Annotated in this window: 10 protein-coding genes; 7 read left to right on the forward strand and 3 right to left on the reverse strand. The window is 67.7% G+C overall.

What is annotated here, in order from left to right; translation table 11 throughout:
* Window positions 1-9 precede the first annotated feature (9 nt).
* The gene (locus KF745_01120) at window positions 10-1272 is read left to right on the forward strand and encodes a beta-lactamase family protein (GenBank protein MBX3357005.1); all 1263 of its coding nucleotides are present in this window, start codon (window positions 10-12) and stop codon (window positions 1270-1272) included.
* On the opposite strand, the gene smc is transcribed toward KF745_01120, so the two are convergent.
* On the reverse strand, window positions 1254-5318 hold the full coding sequence (gene smc / locus KF745_01125; GenBank protein MBX3357006.1) for a chromosome segregation protein SMC: 4065 nt from the start codon (window positions 5316-5318) through the stop codon (window positions 1254-1256). The genes KF745_01120 and smc overlap by 19 nt on opposite strands.
* A gap of 240 nt (window positions 5319-5558) precedes the next feature.
* Window positions 5559-7502, reverse strand: a complete 1944-nt coding sequence (locus tag KF745_01130; GenBank protein ID MBX3357007.1) for a flagellar basal body P-ring protein FlgI — start codon at window positions 7500-7502, stop codon at window positions 5559-5561.
* Window positions 7503-7981: 479 nt separating this feature from the next.
* On the opposite strand from KF745_01130, the gene KF745_01135 reads away from it, so the two are divergent.
* The 3 genes from KF745_01135 (at window position 7982) to KF745_01145 (ending at window position 12796) form a co-directional block, all read left to right on the forward strand.
* Entirely contained in the window at window positions 7982-8635 is a 654-nt protein-coding gene (locus tag KF745_01135; GenBank protein ID MBX3357008.1) for a dCTP deaminase, read from the forward strand.
* Between the two features lie 51 nt (window positions 8636-8686).
* Window positions 8687-9022 carry a DUF4282 domain-containing protein gene (locus KF745_01140; protein MBX3357009.1) on the forward strand — a complete coding sequence of 112 codons (336 nt, stop codon included), beginning with the start codon at window positions 8687-8689 and terminating at the stop codon, window positions 9020-9022.
* A gap of 78 nt (window positions 9023-9100) precedes the next feature.
* On the forward strand, window positions 9101-12796 hold the full coding sequence (locus KF745_01145) for an adenosylcobalamin-dependent ribonucleoside-diphosphate reductase (protein ID MBX3357010.1): 3696 nt from the start codon (window positions 9101-9103) through the stop codon (window positions 12794-12796).
* 450 nt (window positions 12797-13246) lie between these two features.
* On the opposite strand, the gene KF745_01150 is transcribed toward KF745_01145, so the two are convergent.
* Complete coding sequence (locus tag KF745_01150; protein ID MBX3357011.1) at window positions 13247-14833, reverse strand: S8 family serine peptidase; 1587 nt, start codon at window positions 14831-14833, stop codon at window positions 13247-13249.
* 402 nt (window positions 14834-15235) lie between these two features.
* Here KF745_01150 and KF745_01155 point away from each other — a divergent pair, with 402 nt between their 5' ends.
* The 3 genes from KF745_01155 to KF745_01165 all read left to right on the forward strand — a co-directional run bounded on the left by KF745_01155 (window position 15236) and on the right by KF745_01165 (window position 17344).
* A complete protein-coding gene (locus KF745_01155) occupies window positions 15236-16009 on the forward strand; it encodes a PEP-CTERM sorting domain-containing protein (GenBank protein MBX3357012.1) in 774 nt (257 codons plus the stop codon).
* A gap of 96 nt (window positions 16010-16105) precedes the next feature.
* Window positions 16106-16906: a hypothetical protein gene (locus tag KF745_01160; protein ID MBX3357013.1), complete on the forward strand. Its 801-nt coding sequence runs from the start codon at window positions 16106-16108 to the stop codon at window positions 16904-16906.
* Between the two features lie 129 nt (window positions 16907-17035).
* Window positions 17036-17344: a hypothetical protein gene (locus tag KF745_01165; protein MBX3357014.1), complete on the forward strand. Its 309-nt coding sequence runs from the start codon at window positions 17036-17038 to the stop codon at window positions 17342-17344.

Genomic DNA, 17344 nt, shown 5'->3' on the forward strand with positions numbered 1-17344 from the left:
GGAGTCCACATGAACCGCCCCATTCTCGCGGCATTCGCGGCTGCGATCCTCGCGGTCGCCGGCGGGTTCGGTCAGCCCTCCGCGCAGCCTCCCGACGCATCCCGTCCGGCCGTGGGCATGGAACCCCTCGACCTTGCCACGACGCTCGAGGCCATCCGCGAGAAGCACAAACTCCCCGCTCTCGGCGCCGCCATCGTGCGCGCCAATGGGACAATCGACGCGATCGGCGTCACCGGGGTCCGCGAGGCGGGCGCTCAAACGGCGGTCACGCGTACCGACCAGTGGCACATTGGTTCGTGCACCAAGTCGATGACCGCCACGCTCGCGGCCATGTACGTCCAGGAGGGCAAACTCGCCTGGACAACGACCATCGCCGACATCTTCCCAGACCTCGCCGCAGACATGGACCCCGCATGGCGCACGGTCACCCTGGAGCAACTGCTGACCAACCGCAGCGGCGCTCCAACGGGCCTTGATGCGGGCGGCCTCTGGGGGCAACTCTGGGCCTTCAACGGCACTCCGACGGACGCCCGCCGCGCACTGCTGATTGGCGTTACCTCCCGCCCGCCGGAGGCGACGCCGGGTTCGAAGTTCATCTACTCGAACGCCGGATTCTCCATTGCGGGCCTCATGATCGAGACCGTCGCCGGCAAGCCGTATGAGGAGGTCATTGCCGAGCGGCTCTTCACGCCCCTCGGCATGACGTCCGCGGGCTTTGGTGCGCCGGGATCGAAGGACTCCATCGACCAGCCCAGGGGCCACACCCAGGATGGCACGCCCGTGGTCCCGTACGCCCGCCAGGGCGCCGGCGAGGGGGGCGCCGACAATCCCCCGGCCATCGCTCCGGCAGGCCGCGTCCACCTGAGCCTCGATGACTGGGCCCGCTACATCGCCCTGCACCTCCGGGAAACACCCGCAGCCGATCAGGCGACCCCGCACCCTCTCTCCGCCGAGTCCCTGGCGATGCTCCACGCGCCGGCACGCGGCGGCGACAGCGGCCCAAATGGCTACGCCATGGGTTGGGCCACGATGACGCGCCCGTGGGCAAAGGGAAGCCAAGCGGGCGACACCGGCCGCGTGCTGACCCACAACGGCTCCAACTCCAGTTGGTTTGCGGTCTGCTGGCTGGCGCCCGAGAAGGGCATCGCCGCGGTTGCAGTCACCAACTCTGGTTCGCCCTCGGCCCGAGTGGCATGCGATGAAGCCGTCGCCGCGGCCTTCGCCCAGTCCCGCGAGCGCCCGCCGGCTACACCTCAGCCAGCCGCCGATTGATCCCCGCTCGGCGCGGGGTCCTCGGTGGCTCCGGCGTGGCCATCCTCGCGCATCGCCGCGAGCGCCTGCCGGAGCATCCCGCTGGGCCGCTTCCGCTTAGCCGGTGGAGCCTCCTCGGGCTCCGGCTCAGCCGCGATCGAACGGGCGTGCCCGTTCTCACTCAGGTGATCGATCGGGGCCTCGGTCGGCGCGGTCGCGCCGCGTGGCTTGACCTCGGTGATCGCGCCGTCCTTTCCAACCTGGTCCAGTTTCACCGACACCCGCTTCGAAACACCCCGCTCCTGCATCGTCACGCCGAACATCTGGTCTGCCGACTGCATCGTCCGCTTGTGGTGGGTGATCACGATGAAGTGGCTCTGATCCAGGAACAGCCGCAGCACGCCGCTGAACCGCTCCACGTTCGCGTCATCTAGCGCCGCATCCACCTCGTCCAGCACGCAGAAGCACGACGGCTTGCTCCGGAAAATGGACAGCAGCAGCGCCACGGCGGTCATCGTCTTCTCGCCGCCGGAGAGCTGATTGATGCTCCGCGGCTCCTTGCCCGGCGGCTTCGCGATGACCTCGACGCCCGACTCCAGCCAGTCGATCCGCCCGGTCTCCACCTTCTCGCCGTTGATCTCCTCGACCACCGGCATCAGTTTCACCTCGGCCTTGCCCCCGCCGAAGAGCTGCCGGAACATCCCGTCCGGCGAGGAGAAGTGCCCCTGGATCGCCTCGAAGGTGTCCTTGAACCGTTTCTCGCTCGCCACGTTCAGCGTCTGGATCAGTTCCGTCAGTTTCTCGCACGCCGAGTCGATGTCCGCCACCTGGCGGATCAGGTCCTCGTTGCGAGATTCCAGTTGCGTCTCTTCTTCGATCGCGTCCAGGTTCACGTTCCCCAGCCGCCGGATCTCGTCCTTGAGCGCATCGATCGTCGCTTGCCCCTCGGCCTGATCGATGCGGGCCACGCCCCCGTCGTCCATCATCCGCCGGTACTCGACGTATTCCCAGCCGAGGTCGAACGCCAGTTCCTCCGTCGCCCGTTGCTCGAGGTTCTCCCGCTTGATCTCGACCTCGCGCCGCGCCACCTCGAGGCTGTGCCAGTCCCGCTCGATCGCCGAAGCGTGCCCGCGTGCACTCAGCACGTGCTCGCCAAGCTCGCTCGCCCGCTGCGTCGCCTCCTCAAGCCGCTGCGACACCTCGGCCAGGGACCCGGTCGCCGCGGCCGCCGCGGCCCTCGCCTCCTCGATCGCCGTCCCGGCCCCGGCGATGTCCCGCTCCTGGTCCGTCAGCGTCGCCCGGCGCTGTTCGAGCGTCTGCACCACGTGCCGCCGCTCCCTCGCCGACTGGTCCGACGCCACCTCCAGCCTCGACCGCTCCCGGCGAGCCGACGACAACTGCTCGCCCATCCGCCCGGCCTCGACCCGCCGAGCCGTCAGCGCCTCCATCGCCGCATCGGCCTCGCCCTGGGCACCGCGCAGGTCCTCGTCCAGCGCCGCCGCCGCCTCGACCTGCTCCTGGTGCAGCCTGGCCAGCCGATCGGCCCGCTCCCGCAGATCGGTCTGCTCGCGGTCCACCGCCTCGCATCGCTGCGTGAGCTGCGCAACCTCTTCCGACAGCGACCCGCGTTCCCGCTCCAGCCGCGCCAGTTCCGAGGCCGTCCGCTCCAGCGCGGCTTCTTCGTTCACCAACTGCCGCTGCGCCGCCGCGAGCGACGCCCGGAGCGACCGCATGGCGTCCGCCGACTTCGCCGCCTCCTCGTCGATCGCCTTGAGCGAACCCCGCTCCACCTCCAGCGTGCCCGACAGGCCTGCCAGCGTGCCCCGCAACTCGCTGAGTTCGCTCCGACGCTGCAGCACGCCCGCACCCTCGCTCGCGGCCGACAGCGGCCCGGCGATCACGCTCCCATCTCGTTCGACTACCACCCCGTCCCGCGTCACCAGCCGTCGTCCGGCCAGCGGCCCCGCGCTCAGGAGCATCGCCGCTTCAAGGTCGGTGACCAGGTAGGTCTCTCCCAGCAGCCGATCCAGCAGCACCGAGTGCTCGCCCCGCTCGCGAACCACGGTCCGCAGCGGCACGATCCGCGACGCCGCCGCGGCCAGCAGCTCGGCCTCGCCCTCAGCATGCCCCGACCCCGCGGCCTCACCGGTCCTGCGAATCAGCGTCACCCGTCCCGGCAGCGACCGCAGTTCCTCCATGCTCGGCAGCGGCGCCCCCGCCGCGAGCACCAGCGCCTGCAGGTTCGTCCCGAGCGCCGCCTCGATCGCCGCCGCGTGCTCGGCGTCCGCGTCGATCAGGTCCGCGAGCACGCCCTCGACCCCCGCGAACTTCCCATCGGACTGCCGCGCCTCGAGCACAAACCGAACCGCCTCGCCGAGCCCGGCGTGGCTCTCGACCATCTCCTGGAGCGTGGCCCGCCGGCTGTCGAGCCGCACGAACTGCTGCTCCAGTTCGCTCAGCCGCTCCGCCAGGCCGCGTCGATCGGCGGAGAGACGCTGCGACTGTGATTCCGCTTCTTCCAGGTCCTGCTCGTTCTGCGTGATCGTTGCCCGCGTTGTCTCCACGTGACCCAGGGCCTCGGACCGCCACGTCTCGATCGTCTCCCGCTCGGTCTTGTTGGATGCGGCCTTCCCCGCCACGCGAGAAAGCTGCTCGCGCAAGCCGGCCGCGCGCCGGCGATCGCTCTCCAGCGCCGCCAGCAGCCCGGCCCGCTCCCGGTCGATGTTGCTCGCCGCGGCCCGCTTTTCGTGCTGCACCGACCGCAGGTCATTCACCCGCTGCTGCGCCGCCGACCGCGCCTGCGTCAACTCCCCCAGCGACGCCTCGGCCCGCGAGACCAGCTCGGCCAACTCCGCCAGTTCCGCGTCCTGCCTGGCCAGCAGCCCGGTGAGTTCCTCGATGCGGGCGTCGGTCTCTGTCAGCCGCTTCTCATCCGCGGCCAGCTGCGCCGCCGACTCGGCGATCGCCCGCTGCGTCAGTTCCCGCCTCTGCTCCGCCGCGCGTTCCGCGTGCTGCGCCGCCTGCACCGCGTTCTCGATCTTCCGCTGCTCGGAGCCCAGTTCCGACCGGTCCAGTTCTGCTTCCTGCTTCGATTGCTCCAGCCCCGCGAGCAGTTCGGAGGCCTCCTTCCGCGTCCCCTCCAGCGAGGCGAGCTGGCTCGTCAGCCCCTCCAGCCGCTGCCGGAGGTCGTCGTACTGATCCAGGGCCAGCGCCATCCGCCACGCCTTCAGGTCGCCGTCCAGTTTCTGGAACTGCCGGGCCTTCGCAGCTTGGCCCTTCACCATCTTCAGCCGCCGCTCGGTCGAGGCGAGCTGCTCGCGCAGCCCCACCAGGTTCGCCTCTGCCCGCTCCAGCTTGCGTTGCGCCTCGATCCGCCGCTGCTTGTACTTCGCGACCCCTGCGGCCTCCTCGAAGATGGTCCGCCGCTCGGTCGGCGATGCCAGCAGCATCGCATCCACCTTCCCCTGCTCGATGATCGAGTACGCATCCGCCCCGATCCCCGTGTCCATGAACAACTCGCGGATGTCCTTCAGCCGGCACCGCTTCGAGTTGATCAGGTACTGGCTCGTCCCGTCCCGGTACAGCCGCCGCTCGACTTCCACAGTGTCCGTGTCGATGGGCAGCCCGCGGCGCCGCCCGGCCCGCGCCGCCGCCTCACGATCCACCACGATCTCCGTGTCGCCGCCCGCATCCGCCGGTCCCGGCCTCGCTTCGCCCGCCGATTCCTCCACCCCGATCACCGCCACCTCGGTCGACACGTCCGCACCCTCGGCGCCCTCGCCGGCCCCGTTCACCACCTCGACCACCGGGTTGTCGAACGTCAGCGTCACACTCGCGAGCCCGAGCGGCTGCCGCCCCGCGGACCCGGCGAAGATCACGTCGATCATCTCCGTGCCGCGCAGGCTCTTGCTCGACCGCTCGCCGAGCACCCACTTGATGGCGTCAACGACATTGCTCTTGCCGCACCCGTTCGGCCCGACGATCGCCGTGATCGGCTCGTCGAACGTGAACTCGGTCGTGTCGGCAAAGCTCTTGAACCCGCTTAGCGTCAACTTGGCCAGCCGCATCCCTGGACAACCTCCGTGTCGCCCCCCACAGACTCCGCGGCCGTGCAGCGGGGCGTTCCCGCATCGCAGTCGCGCTTCGCTCAAGACGGGCGGATCCTCGCCCGCAGCAGGTCAACTCCCGTCACACCCGGCAGAACCTGCGCGAAACAGCGCAGTATCGACCCGCCGGCGCGATGGGCCGCAGAATGTAGCAGATCCGCTCCACCATGTCTCCCGGGAGCCCCCGGAAGCGTGACCGTCCTACTCCTTGGCCTTGCTCTTAGACGGTGTCAGCGGGACCACCAGCGAGGGCTTCGGCCCGGCCGCCTCTTCCCGCTTGGCCGCCTCGGTTGTCGCCGGATCGAAGATCTGCACCGGTGATTCCTTGACCTCCGCCCCGGTCGTCTCGGGACGGTCTTCTACGGTCGTGACCTTCGCGGCCTTCAGCACCGTGGCCAGCAACTTGTCCCGTTCGGTCGCAAAGCCCCCCGACATTCCCCCCTGGCGATTGATTTCGTACACCGCACCCACGACCTCCGAGTACGGCAGGCCCAGCCCCGGAGCCGGTGATTCCGGCGTCGTCCGGTGGCCAAGGAAATCGATCACGTCCACCACGTAGTCCGAAACAGTCTGGTTCGTGACATTCCCTCCGCGATAGTCCATGTACCGCAGTCGCACGGGCGAGGTCGGCGTCTCCGCGGCCATCATCAGTCGGTCCTGCCATGCCATCACCAGCAGCGGCTTTTCCAGCTTTGGTCCCATCGGCGTCGGCTTTCCCGGTGAGGTTGCTGTCGCTCCGCTGACGCCACCGCCGAACAGGACGATCCGGGGTTCCCCCTGCTGTGTCACATACACAAGCCCCTCTTTCGAGGGGACGATGTCCACTACGAACCGGTCGTCCACCGGGATCTGAACAATCCCCGGGTCCCCGCGGTCCCTGAGCGCCTCGTACGCCGCAACGCGCACATCGAGTTCCGGTTCATCGATCATCGCCCACAGCGCCGAGTTGATCCGCGGGTTGATCGGCAAGCGGGCCAGCAGGCCGATCGCCTCGATCCGGTCCGTCGGCGGTCCGCTCTCGGCCATCTGGATCAGCGAGGCCGCCGTCCGCGGGTCGCCCAGAGCCGCCCCGGCTCGCAGGGCCGCCATGCGCGGCGCCGCCTCGGGGTAGTCGTAGAGCGGCGGTAGAAACGCCGTGGCGGCCTTCCCGGTCGCCTGCAGGCACCACGAGAGGTCGTCCGACAGGAACGGCATGGCCTTCAGGTCCTCGACATACCGCCGGGCAAACTCCTGCGGGAACGTCTGGTCCAGTTGGAGGCAGCGCACCATCTCCACAAACTCCCCCGGCCGGTCCGCGTACGCACGGGGCACCCTCAGCGCGACGCTGTCGCCGTTGCGGCCGCGCGCGGTCGGCCCCTCGTCCAGCGGGCCCTCGGGGAACCGCGAGTTAATCGCCGATGCGATCGCACGGGCCGTCGCGTGCGATGGGTTGTCCAGCACGAGTTCCATCTGCAACGGCTCGGTCAGCGTGCCCCCGGCAAGCACCCGGCCCACGGTCCGGCTCACCGCATCAGCACCCGGCGTGCCCGGCTCCGCGAACGGGTTGATGAAGATCGGTCCCCGCGCTTCCGCGATCACGCGGGTCCGCACCGCGCCAACCGTGCTCGCCGGCCCGATGCGAAGTTCTGTCGTCCACAGTGTCCCCCCTTCAAGGCTCGACACGCTCGATGTTCCCGGGAGCGTCCGCACCCGCACGTCGAACGTGTAGTCCTTCGGCCACCCCGGCGAGATCGCCGCCTCGACAACCACCACCGCCACGTTCGGATCGCGCAGCACGTCTCGCGGCGACCTCCCCTGCAATGGTCCGTTGTCGAGCAGCCCGCCCTTGCCCAGGCCCCCCTTCGCCAGTTCCCGCTCCATCGTCGCCTGCACTTGCGGCGAGAGTTCGCCCCCTCCGGTGCCGTTGAGGCCGACCACAAAGCCAAGCCCCGCCACGAGTTGCGGATCGACGCCGCGGATCGTTGCCAAGGACCCGATGGTTCCACGCAGCGGCTCGGGTACCTCGCGGATCACCGTCGCCGCCTGCACCGGCTTCTGCTTCGGCTGGTTGTCGCACGATGCAGCCCCCGCCGCGCCGATCAGCGCCGCCAGCGACGCACCCACGTTGACCCAAGCCCGCACGCGGGCCCCAATCGCCTGCATCATCGTCGCGCTCCGTCCCCCGCCGCCCTTGCTCCCGCCCGCCTGCGCACTTCACCCCAATTCCACTGCATCCACGCTACCCGCCCGGCCCATCCGCATCAACACGCGGGGCCGGATCCGCACCGCATCAGCGCCATATCGCAGCAGAATTCGAGCCGTGAGCGGGTGGATTCGTGACCGGCCCTCTGAGGGTCGCCAGAGAAGCGGTTTTTCATGGTCGCTTAGCCGACAGGTTGTCCGCAGCGGCTCGCGGCGTCTGTGCCCGATCGGGTAACCTGCGGTGCTGCTGAGGCTTGGAAGCAATCCACAGCCTCCCTGGACCCCTCCTACGACTGTTTGTGCTCGCTGCTGTTGCACCCACAACCGATAGTGGGTATCCTCCACTGTCGACCCGGCTCCCCCGGACGGGTCGGTAGTCGGTGGGAACCGGGGTTGCACGACACCAATTACTTCGCCGCCACGGCAGCGGTGGAGGGTCCGCCATGCCCGTCCTCTGCGATTCGCAGATCCGTGAACTCATCAAGATCGAGCCCTTCGCTGAGAGCCAGAAGCGTCCCGGCAAGGTTTCGTACGGTGTTTCGTCGTACGGCTACGACATTCGTGTCGGTACCCGGTTCAAGATTTTCACCCCGACGCCCCGCTCTGGAGGCATCACGGTCGTCGATCCCAAGGCCTTCCACGACGACCTGTTTGTCGAGGTCGACTGCGCTCGACCCTTCAATGGAGGGAACAGCAGGGCCGACCCCGGTGAGAGAGAGGGAGCCGTGGGGGGGCATGCTCATCGTGATGCGGGCGATGCCCGTGATCACGTGATCATCCCCCCCAACTCCTTTGCCCTCTGCGAGACCGTCGAGACCGTCTCCGTGCCGCGCAACATCCTCGTCATCTGCGTCGGCAAGTCCACGTACGCCCGCTGCGGGCTGATCGTGAACGTCACGCCCCTCGAGCCCGAGTGGCGCGGCAAGATCACGCTCGAGATCTCCAACACCACGCCGCTGCCCGCCAAGGTCTACGCCGGCGAGGGGATCGCACAGTTGATTTTCCTGAAGGCCGACCAGGTGTGCGAGACGTCCTACGCGGACAAGGCTGGGAAGTACCAGGATCAGGTGGGTCTCACGCTGCCGATGGTCGACTGATCGATTCAAGCCGGGCAGTCGCGCCGATTGCCCCGTTGCAGGAGATCACGCATGGACACGCCCTCCAACCGGCCCAGTGGCTTCTCCGCTCTCCTGGACTTCTCCTTCACCCACTTCATCACCATCAGTTTCATCAAGGTCATCTACCTGATCGCGATCGTCGCCATCCTCATCGGCTGGCTCGCGATGATCGTGGCGGGGTTCGCCTCCGGCGGGTTCCTCGGCGGGATCGGCGCCATTATCGTCGGCGCGATCGTCGCGCTGTTCAACCTGATCATGGCCCGCGTGTGGCTGGAGTTGATCGTCGTCATCTTCCGCATCGGCGACAACACCAGCACGCTCGTGGAGATGTCCAGGGGCCGCCCGCCCGCCGCGCCGATGCCGTAGTCGATTTTGCCCGCACCGTCCTCTCACGCCGACCACCGTCCGACCCACTGCCGCAACTCTCTTGAAGCGACTGCACCGATGAAGATCACACGCAAGTTCACCACCGCCGGTTCCGATCCCTACGACTCCGTCAAGTGGGTCAACCGCTCCAGCAAGATCACCAACCCCGACGGGTCCACCGTCTTCCAGATGGACGATGCGCAGGTCCCCGAGACCTGGTCGCAGCTCGCCACCGACATCATGGTGAGCAAGTACTTCCGCAAGGCCGGCGTCCCGCAGGTCGACGACCAGGGCAACGCTGTTCTGGGCGACGACGGCAAGACCGTCACCGGCCCCGAGAAGTCCGCCCGCCAGGTCATCCACCGCCTCGCCGGCTGCTGGAAGCACTGGGGCGAGAAGCACGGCTACTTCGATACCCCGGCCGACGCCCAGGCGTTCTACGACGAGCTGGCGTACATGATGGTCCACCAGATGGCCGCGCCCAACAGCCCCCAGTGGTTCAACACCGGGCTGCACTGGGCCTACGGCCTCACCGGCCCCGCCCAGGGCCACTTTGTCCCTGATCCCAAGACCGGCAAGGTCGGCCTCGCCAAAGACGCCTACACCCACCCGCAGCCCCACGCCTGCTTCATCCAGAGTGTCACCGATGACCTGGTCAACGAGGGCGGCATCATGGATCTCTGGGTCCGCGAGGCCCGCCTCTTCAAGTACGGCTCGGGCACCGGCACCAACTTCTCCCAGCTCCGCGCCGAGAACGAGTCGCTCTCCGGCGGCGGCAAGTCCAGCGGCCTGATGTCCTGGCTCAAGATCGGCGACCGCGCCGCGGGCGCCATCAAGTCCGGCGGCACCACCCGGCGGGCCGCCAAGATGGTCTGCCTCGACATGGACCACCCGGACATCGAGCGGTTCATCAACTGGAAGGTCCGCGAGGAGATCAAGGTCGCCGCGCTGGTCGAGGGGATGAAGCACCTCCCCGAGGACCTCCGCGAGGACGCGGCCAAGCTCGGCCTCAAGCTCGACTACGACTTCAACGGCGAGGCCTACGCCACCGTCTCGGGCCAGAACTCCAACAACTCCGTCCGCATCCCCGACGAGTTCTTCGAGGCCGTCGATGCCGATGCCGACTGGAAGACCCGCTTCCGCACCAGCGGCAAGGAGGCCCGCACGTTCAAGGCCCAGAAACTCTGGGACGAGATCTGCTACGCCGCCTGGCGGTGCGCCGACCCCGGCGTCCAGTTCGATTCCACCATCAACGCCTGGCACACCTGCCCCAACGGCGGCCGCATCAACGCCAGCAACCCGTGCAGCGAGTACATGTTCCTCGACAACACGGCGTGCAACCTCGCGTCCATCAACGTGCTGAAGTTCTACGACTCCAAACAGCGCACCTTCGACGTCGCCGCTTACGAGCACGCGATCGATCTCTGGACGATCGTCCTCGAGATCAGCGTTCTCATGGCCTCCTACCCGTCTTCCGAGGTCGCCCGCCTTTCCTACCGCTACCGCACGCTCGGCCTGGGCTACGCCAACCTCGGCGCCATGCTCATGCAGGCCGGCATCGCCTACGACTCCGAGGAGGCCCGCGCCGTCTGCGCCTGCATGAGCGCGATCCTCACCGGGCGCTCCTACCGGCAGTCCGCCGAGATGGCCCGTCAGCTCGGTCCCTTCGCCGGCTTCCAGGAGGACCGCGAGCAGATGCTCCGCGTCATCCGCAACCACCGCCGCGCCGCCCACGGCAGCGCCCGCGACAGCGGCCAGTACGAGCGACTCACGATCACCCCCGTCGCCATCGACCACGAGGTCGTCCGCTCGGGCCGCATCAGCATCGCCAACAGCGCCGAACTGCTCAAGCGGGCCACCACCGCCTGGGACGAGGCCCAGGCCCTCGGCGAGCGCCACGGCTTCCGCAACGCCCAGGTCACCGTCATCGCCCCCACCGGCACCATCGGTCTGCTGATGGACTGCGACACCACCGGCATCGAGCCGGACTTCGCCCTCGTCAAGTTCAAGAAGCTCGCCGGCGGCGGCTACTTCAAGATCGCCAACGCCTCCGTCAAGCCCGCCCTCGAAGCCCTGGGGTACACCCCCCTCCAGATCCGCGACATCCTCATCTCGCTCTTGGGCACCCTCAGCGTCGATGTCCCCCTCCCTGAGACCGACGGCTCGGTCGCCAAGACCGGCGCCAAGGTCACCTTCGGCGACTTCCTCCGGGAGAAGGGCCTCATCGATGAGGACCTTGAGAAGATCTCCGACGCCCTCCCCTCGGTCTTCGATGTCACCTTCGCGTTCAACGCCTGGACCCTCGGCGATGATGCCATGGCCCGCCTGGGCATCGACCCCGCCGCGGCGAAGGCCAATCCCAAGTTCAACCTCCTGCGAGCCCTGGGTCTCACCCGCAAGCAGATCGCCACGCTCAACGACGTCATCTGCGGCACCCAGACCGTCGAGGGCGCCCCGCACCTGCGTCACGAGCACCTCCCCGTCTTCGATTGCGCCAACACCTGCGGCCGATACGGCGTCCGCTACATCCATCCCCACGGCCACATCCGCATGATGGCGGCCGCCCAGCCCTTCATCTCGGGCGCCATCTCCAAGACCATCAACCTCCCCAACGATGCGGACGTCGACGATATCGCAGCGGCCTACCGCCTCTCCTGGGAACTGGGCCTCAAGGCCAACGCCCTGTACCGCGACGGCTGCAAACTCAGCCAGCCCCTCTCCTCCAAGTCCGATGCGGACACCGAGGACTCCGACGACGCCCCTGCTGCGGGTGACATCGAAAAAAAGCCTGCGGCTACCGCCCGTCCGACCACGGCACCGGCTGCGGGTGCTCCTGGCTCGACTGAGCCCCCTCTGGCCCCCTCAGTCCCGGCCCTTGCCCACGCATCCGCCCCCGTGCACACCTCGATCCCCACGACGGAGGTCAAGGTGGTCAATCGGCCGATGCGCCGCCGGCTCCCCGACACCCGTGCCTCGATCACCCACAAGTTCAACATCGCCAGCCACGAGGGGTACCTCACCGTCGGCCTCTACGAGGACGGCATGCCCGGCGAACTGTTCATCACCATGGCCAAGGAAGGCTCGACCATCGGCGGCCTGATGGACTCGCTCGGGACCGCCGTCTCTGTGGCTCTGCAGTACGGAGTGCCGATCCAGAGTCTGGTGAACAAGTTCACGCACCAGCGGTTCGAGCCCGCGGGGATGACGGCGAACAGGGACATCCCCTTCGCCAAGAGCCTCGTTGACTACATCTTCCGCTGGATGGGCATGGAGTTCATTCCCGGCTACCGGGAGGCCAACGCCCCGAAGCGTCCATCCCCCACGCTCCCGTCGGAACCCGCGGAGGACCAGGCCGGTCCTCACGCGCCCGCCGACCATTCGATCACGGCCTCGACCGTCGTTGCCCCTGTTGAGGGCGCCAATGTCATGGAGGACAGCGAAACGTGGAACACCCGACTCCCATCCGAGGGCCCCGCCGACCGGGTCGCTCCCCATCCGCACGCCCACTCACCTTCGGAAGGCGGCCGCTCGACCGCCCCGACCTCGCGAAGCGCCCCGGCGATGACGCACGCGGTCCACGCCGAGATCGATCTCGGTCCGGACGACTCCCTGCACGTCTCGGCGACCAGCGTGTCGGGCGTCAACGCCCTGTCGATGGCCATGTCGAACAACATGGGCGACGCCCCCGCGTGTGACGGCTGCGGCGCCATCACCGTCCGCAACGGCACCTGCTACAAGTGCCTCAACTGCGGCAACTCGATGGGCTGCTCCTGATTCCTCCAAAGGCCCGAGCCGAGCCCGCCCTGACGCGGGCCCGGCCGCGGGAGTCGTCGACCCGAACGTCGATCAGCTAGCTCGAACTGCACCCGTTACAAGGAGACACAGCACAAGCGGTCGTGAGGGCCGGCGGCAAAGCACGGCGCGTGGATGGATTCCCGCCCCCGGGTGCGACGATGGATCGTCGCTCCGGTTACAGGCACGCAGACCGGGAGCCTCCAGGGCCACGGAAGAGTCTGCACAAGCCGAAGCCCCCGGCCCCCGACCGCCCTTTCTTTTCCCCGCCGCCCACCAGCAGGCGGGCCTCAACCTGTTCCTCCCTCCCTTCGCCCCCGGGTGCCCTCCCACCGTGCCCGGGGGTCTTTCTTTGGATTTGCATCGCACATCCGCGCGTTGCCGCGGGGGGGGGCGCCCGCGCCGGTCGCGCGTCGGCACGACTTCCGTAGCTCAGCACCCGTTGTTCAGCGAATCAAACCACATCGCGATCAGCCGCGAGATGTCCGTCACATCCACCACCCCGCTGTGGTCCACATCAGTCCGCAGCCCGCCCGTTGCAATGTCGTTCAGCCAGTCCGTCGTGAACACCGCGATGTCCGATGCGTCCACCCGGCCGTCGTTGGTCCAGTCCGCCGGGCACCGCGAGAGGTTGAGCGCGGCCCGGACCGCCCGCATCGCGTTGATCCGCCCGAACCCGAACGATGGATCCCACCCCGGGGTGCCCCGGTCGTCCGCTGTCGTCTCGATGATCTGCCGGATCCTCGCCCCGGACAGCGTCGGGTTCGCCGACTTGACCAGCGCCGCCAATCCCGCCACGTGCGGCACGGCGAAGCTCGTCCCCGAGGCGTAGCCGAACGTGTTGTACCCGCCGGCGACGCACTCAGGCGAAGCCGTCGAGTCCCAGGTTGACCAGATCCGGAACCCAGGCGCGGAAACGTCTACCTGCGACCCGGTCGTGGAGAACGTTGCCAGTTGGTCCGTGTTGTCCGTCGCGCCGACGCAGATCACCGACGGCCATCTCGCCGGGTACTGGACGGACGTCCCCGCCAGGTTGCCCGACGAAGCACACAGGACGACCCCGCGGTTGTACGCGTATTTCACGGCTTGCGAGAAGAAGGTAGTGCCCGTCGGCGTGCTGAAACTCATCGACGCGACGTGCACCCCCTGGTCCGCCGCCCAGATCAGCCCGGATGCCGCCCAGCTCTCATCCAGAAACGCGGCATTTCCGACCACCACCGGCATGAGCCGGCAGCCGAACGCCACCCCGAGGAAACTGTTGGTCTTCACCCTCGCCCCGGCCGCGATCCCCGCGCACACCGTTCCGTGAGGAAAACCCGTCGCGGTGTCGTCCGTCAAGTCCGGCTGTGATCCCGGCACAAAGTTCCGCCCCGGCACCAGCGACGGCGCCAGATTCGGGTGGCTCTGGCTGATACCCGTATCAAGGATCGCGACCGTCACGCCCGGCGACCCGGTCGCGAGCGCCCACGCGTCGACCACCTGGATATCGGCCCCGGTAACGCCCGGCGCCGAACAGATGACCTGCCCGATGTTCAGCATGCTCCACTGCTGGTTCGCGGGCAGCACGGCATCCCAGGACCCGATCCCATCTACCTCAGCAGTCTCAATGAACTCGGTATGGCCGGACAACTCCGCCGCCAAAGCGATCGTGTTCGTGCCGACCGGGACATGCAGCGTGTAGTACCGATCGAGTCCGAGTCCCTTTGCCAGAGCCTTGTCCGCCGGTGGGGGGCTCATGCTCAGATCGACACGTGACACCGCAAACTTCGTCAGCGTCGCCGCGACCGGTTCCGGCATCGCCCGGCCGGATGCCTCGGCGGACAACGTGGTCGATCCAAGCGGGAGTACAATCCCCGGTTTGACCTGCACAATGACGTGATCGCTGGCATACCCGCCCGCCCGATCCGGCCCGGTCAAGGGCAACGTCGGCCCCGTGGCGCCAGCCGCGGCGGACAGCGGCGCACAGACTGACAGCGCGACAAAGAACCTGCCCATGGGTCGTGGGCGCAGAACGTTCATTTGAGGGCCTCTCTCTCTCAATCCTGCGAGGCACACAACACGGCTTCGCGTGGGCGCCCGCCGTGCACCAGCACTATACGAGATGCCGCGGGCCCTCCACAAGACCCCAGATGCGGGTGCACTCAGATCGGCATGCGATACGGCATTTGATCGGATTGGCAGCGAGAAGTGTGATAATCACATGATCTCGGCGTCTTGCGACTTGACAGATCGACCGAGAACTGTCACACTCCTTGCGAGTGCAGGCTCCGGAAGGGGCCAGCGGAGTTGAGAGAGAGAGAGAACTTCCCGAGAACAAACGCGACTCTTCGTTCTGTTTGGAGCGAATGACGCGATCGTCAGTGGACCTTTTCCGGGCCCACGAAGCGAGTGTGAATCGGGATCACGCGTGGAGAGAGAACCATGTTCCAGCGTCCGTTCCGAGCGTTTGGTCTGATCGTTGCCGCCGGTCTGCTTGCGTCCGCCTCCACGGCTGTCGCGGACTTGAACGGCGATCTCTTCCGCATCACCGCACGCTCCGCCGCCAATCCGAGCGACTGGGCCTCGCTGATCATCAACTCGTCCGAGGGCTCGTGGAACGGCGACGTCTTCACCGTCAGCGTCACGAACCGCATGTTCCGCGATGCGGGCGGCGCGGTAGATACCCGGTTCGGCCGGTTGAACTCGCTCGACGCCGAGATCCACGAGGATCCGTCGGTCGCCGCGAACTTCAACGTGCAGGGCGGTGTCTTCAACACGATCTACTCCGTTGAGTCCGTCCTCCTGTCCTTCCCCGCCATCGCGTCCGCCCAGGGCTTCGCATCCGCCCAGATCGGTGTGACCGACCAGGACGGCGACGGTGCGACGATTGCCCCGACCAACGGCGGGCACCTCTACCGCGCGTACTACAACAGCCTCCCGGGCACCCACCCCTATGACGGCACGCTCTTCAGCGGCTCCCCGCTGCTCCCGGGGAGCGTCGTTGCCGGCCCCAACGGCTCCAACATTCTCTTCGGCGACTCCGGCTCGTTTATCGCAATCGGTGTTCCCGTGAGCGACATCTCCGCCTTGTTCGAGTTCAGCGTCAGCGCGTTCGACCTCGCCGCCGGCACCAGCACGTTCACCGTCGTTCCCGCCCCGGGTGCCGTTGGTCTGCTCGGCCTCGCCGGCCTCGCGATGGCCCGTCGCCGCCGCTGATTTGCCCGCATGTGTTGTGTCTGTGAGTTGGATCGTTGATCGCGAAGTACAAGCACGACTCGGCGCCAAGGCGCCGGAATGAGAGAGAGACCACTAATGGCCCATCAGACCCGCGGTGACGGATCACCCGGCCGAGCGCTGGCGCTCGGCACGGTGGCAATCGTGATGTGCACGGGCACGGCTCTCGCCCAGTTCAACCCTTCGGACCCGATCCTCACGATCACCGGCTCAACCGGTTCGCTGACCGGGTCCGCCACGATCAACATCGCCAACATGATGCCGATCGCCAACGGGTGGGTCTACACCCCAGCGGTGCCCGGCTACAACGATGTCCTCCTCAGCGACAACGGCAACCCCATCGGTCAGGTCTCCGAGTTGTCGATCTTCGTCATCGGCCAGTCCTCCAACCAGCCCCGCCTCGGCCTCAGCTTCGCCATCACCAACGGCCCGGCCGACGCCAGCTTCACGTTCAGCTCCACCCTACTCGGCTTCCCGGTGATCCCGTTCGCCGAAGGCGTCGCCAGCGCCACCATGGGCGTTACGGACAGCAACGGCGACGGCGTCGTCAACACCGGCAAGTTCGGCGGCGGCTTCCGCTTCGTGGCCCAGTACAACGGCACCTCGACGTTCGCGTCACTCCTCGCCGGACCGCTGGTCGCCGGGGCCAACGGCTCCAACGCCATCAGCGATGCCAGCGCCCTGCCCGTCATCGCCCCGCCGTACACACCGATTGCCGGCGCGGTGTCCTCCATCCACTCGGAGTTCAGCTTCGCGCTGACCGCCGGCGACCAGGCCAGCGCGACCAGCACGTGGACCGTCCGTGCCATCCCCGCTCCCGGCGCCTTCGCCCTGATCGGCGCTGGAGCCGTCGTCGGCCTCCGTCGCCGCCGCCGCTGATCCGGTGCACAGCACCCCTTGTGACTACCCGCCCCGGCCACCTCGGCCGGGGTTTTTTGTTACACCATCCGCTTGACCATCTGGCCGACTCCTCGCGACAGTTCCGCACTTCATCCATCGGAGCCCCGCATGCGATCCACCACCCGCCCGTTCATCCTCGCCTCCCTCGGCGCCCTGATCCTGCTCGCCCCCGTCTCCTGCGCCTCCAAAGCCTCGACCGAGAAGGTCGCCGCGGCACCGGCCGCGACAGCTTCGAAGACCGTGAACACAGTTTGCGTGATCGAGAACGAAGATGAGGTTCACCCGAGCGTTCCCGCCGTGACGTGGAGGGGTCAGCAGGTCGGCTTCTGCTGCCCTGGCTGCGTCAAGCAATGGAATGCCATGACCGACGCCCAGAAGGACGAGGCCGTCAAGACCGCCGTCGCTCTCTCGAAGTAA

This window comes from Phycisphaeraceae bacterium, from assembly GCA_019636655.1.
GTDB lineage: Bacteria > Planctomycetota > Phycisphaerae > Phycisphaerales > UBA1924 > JAHBXB01.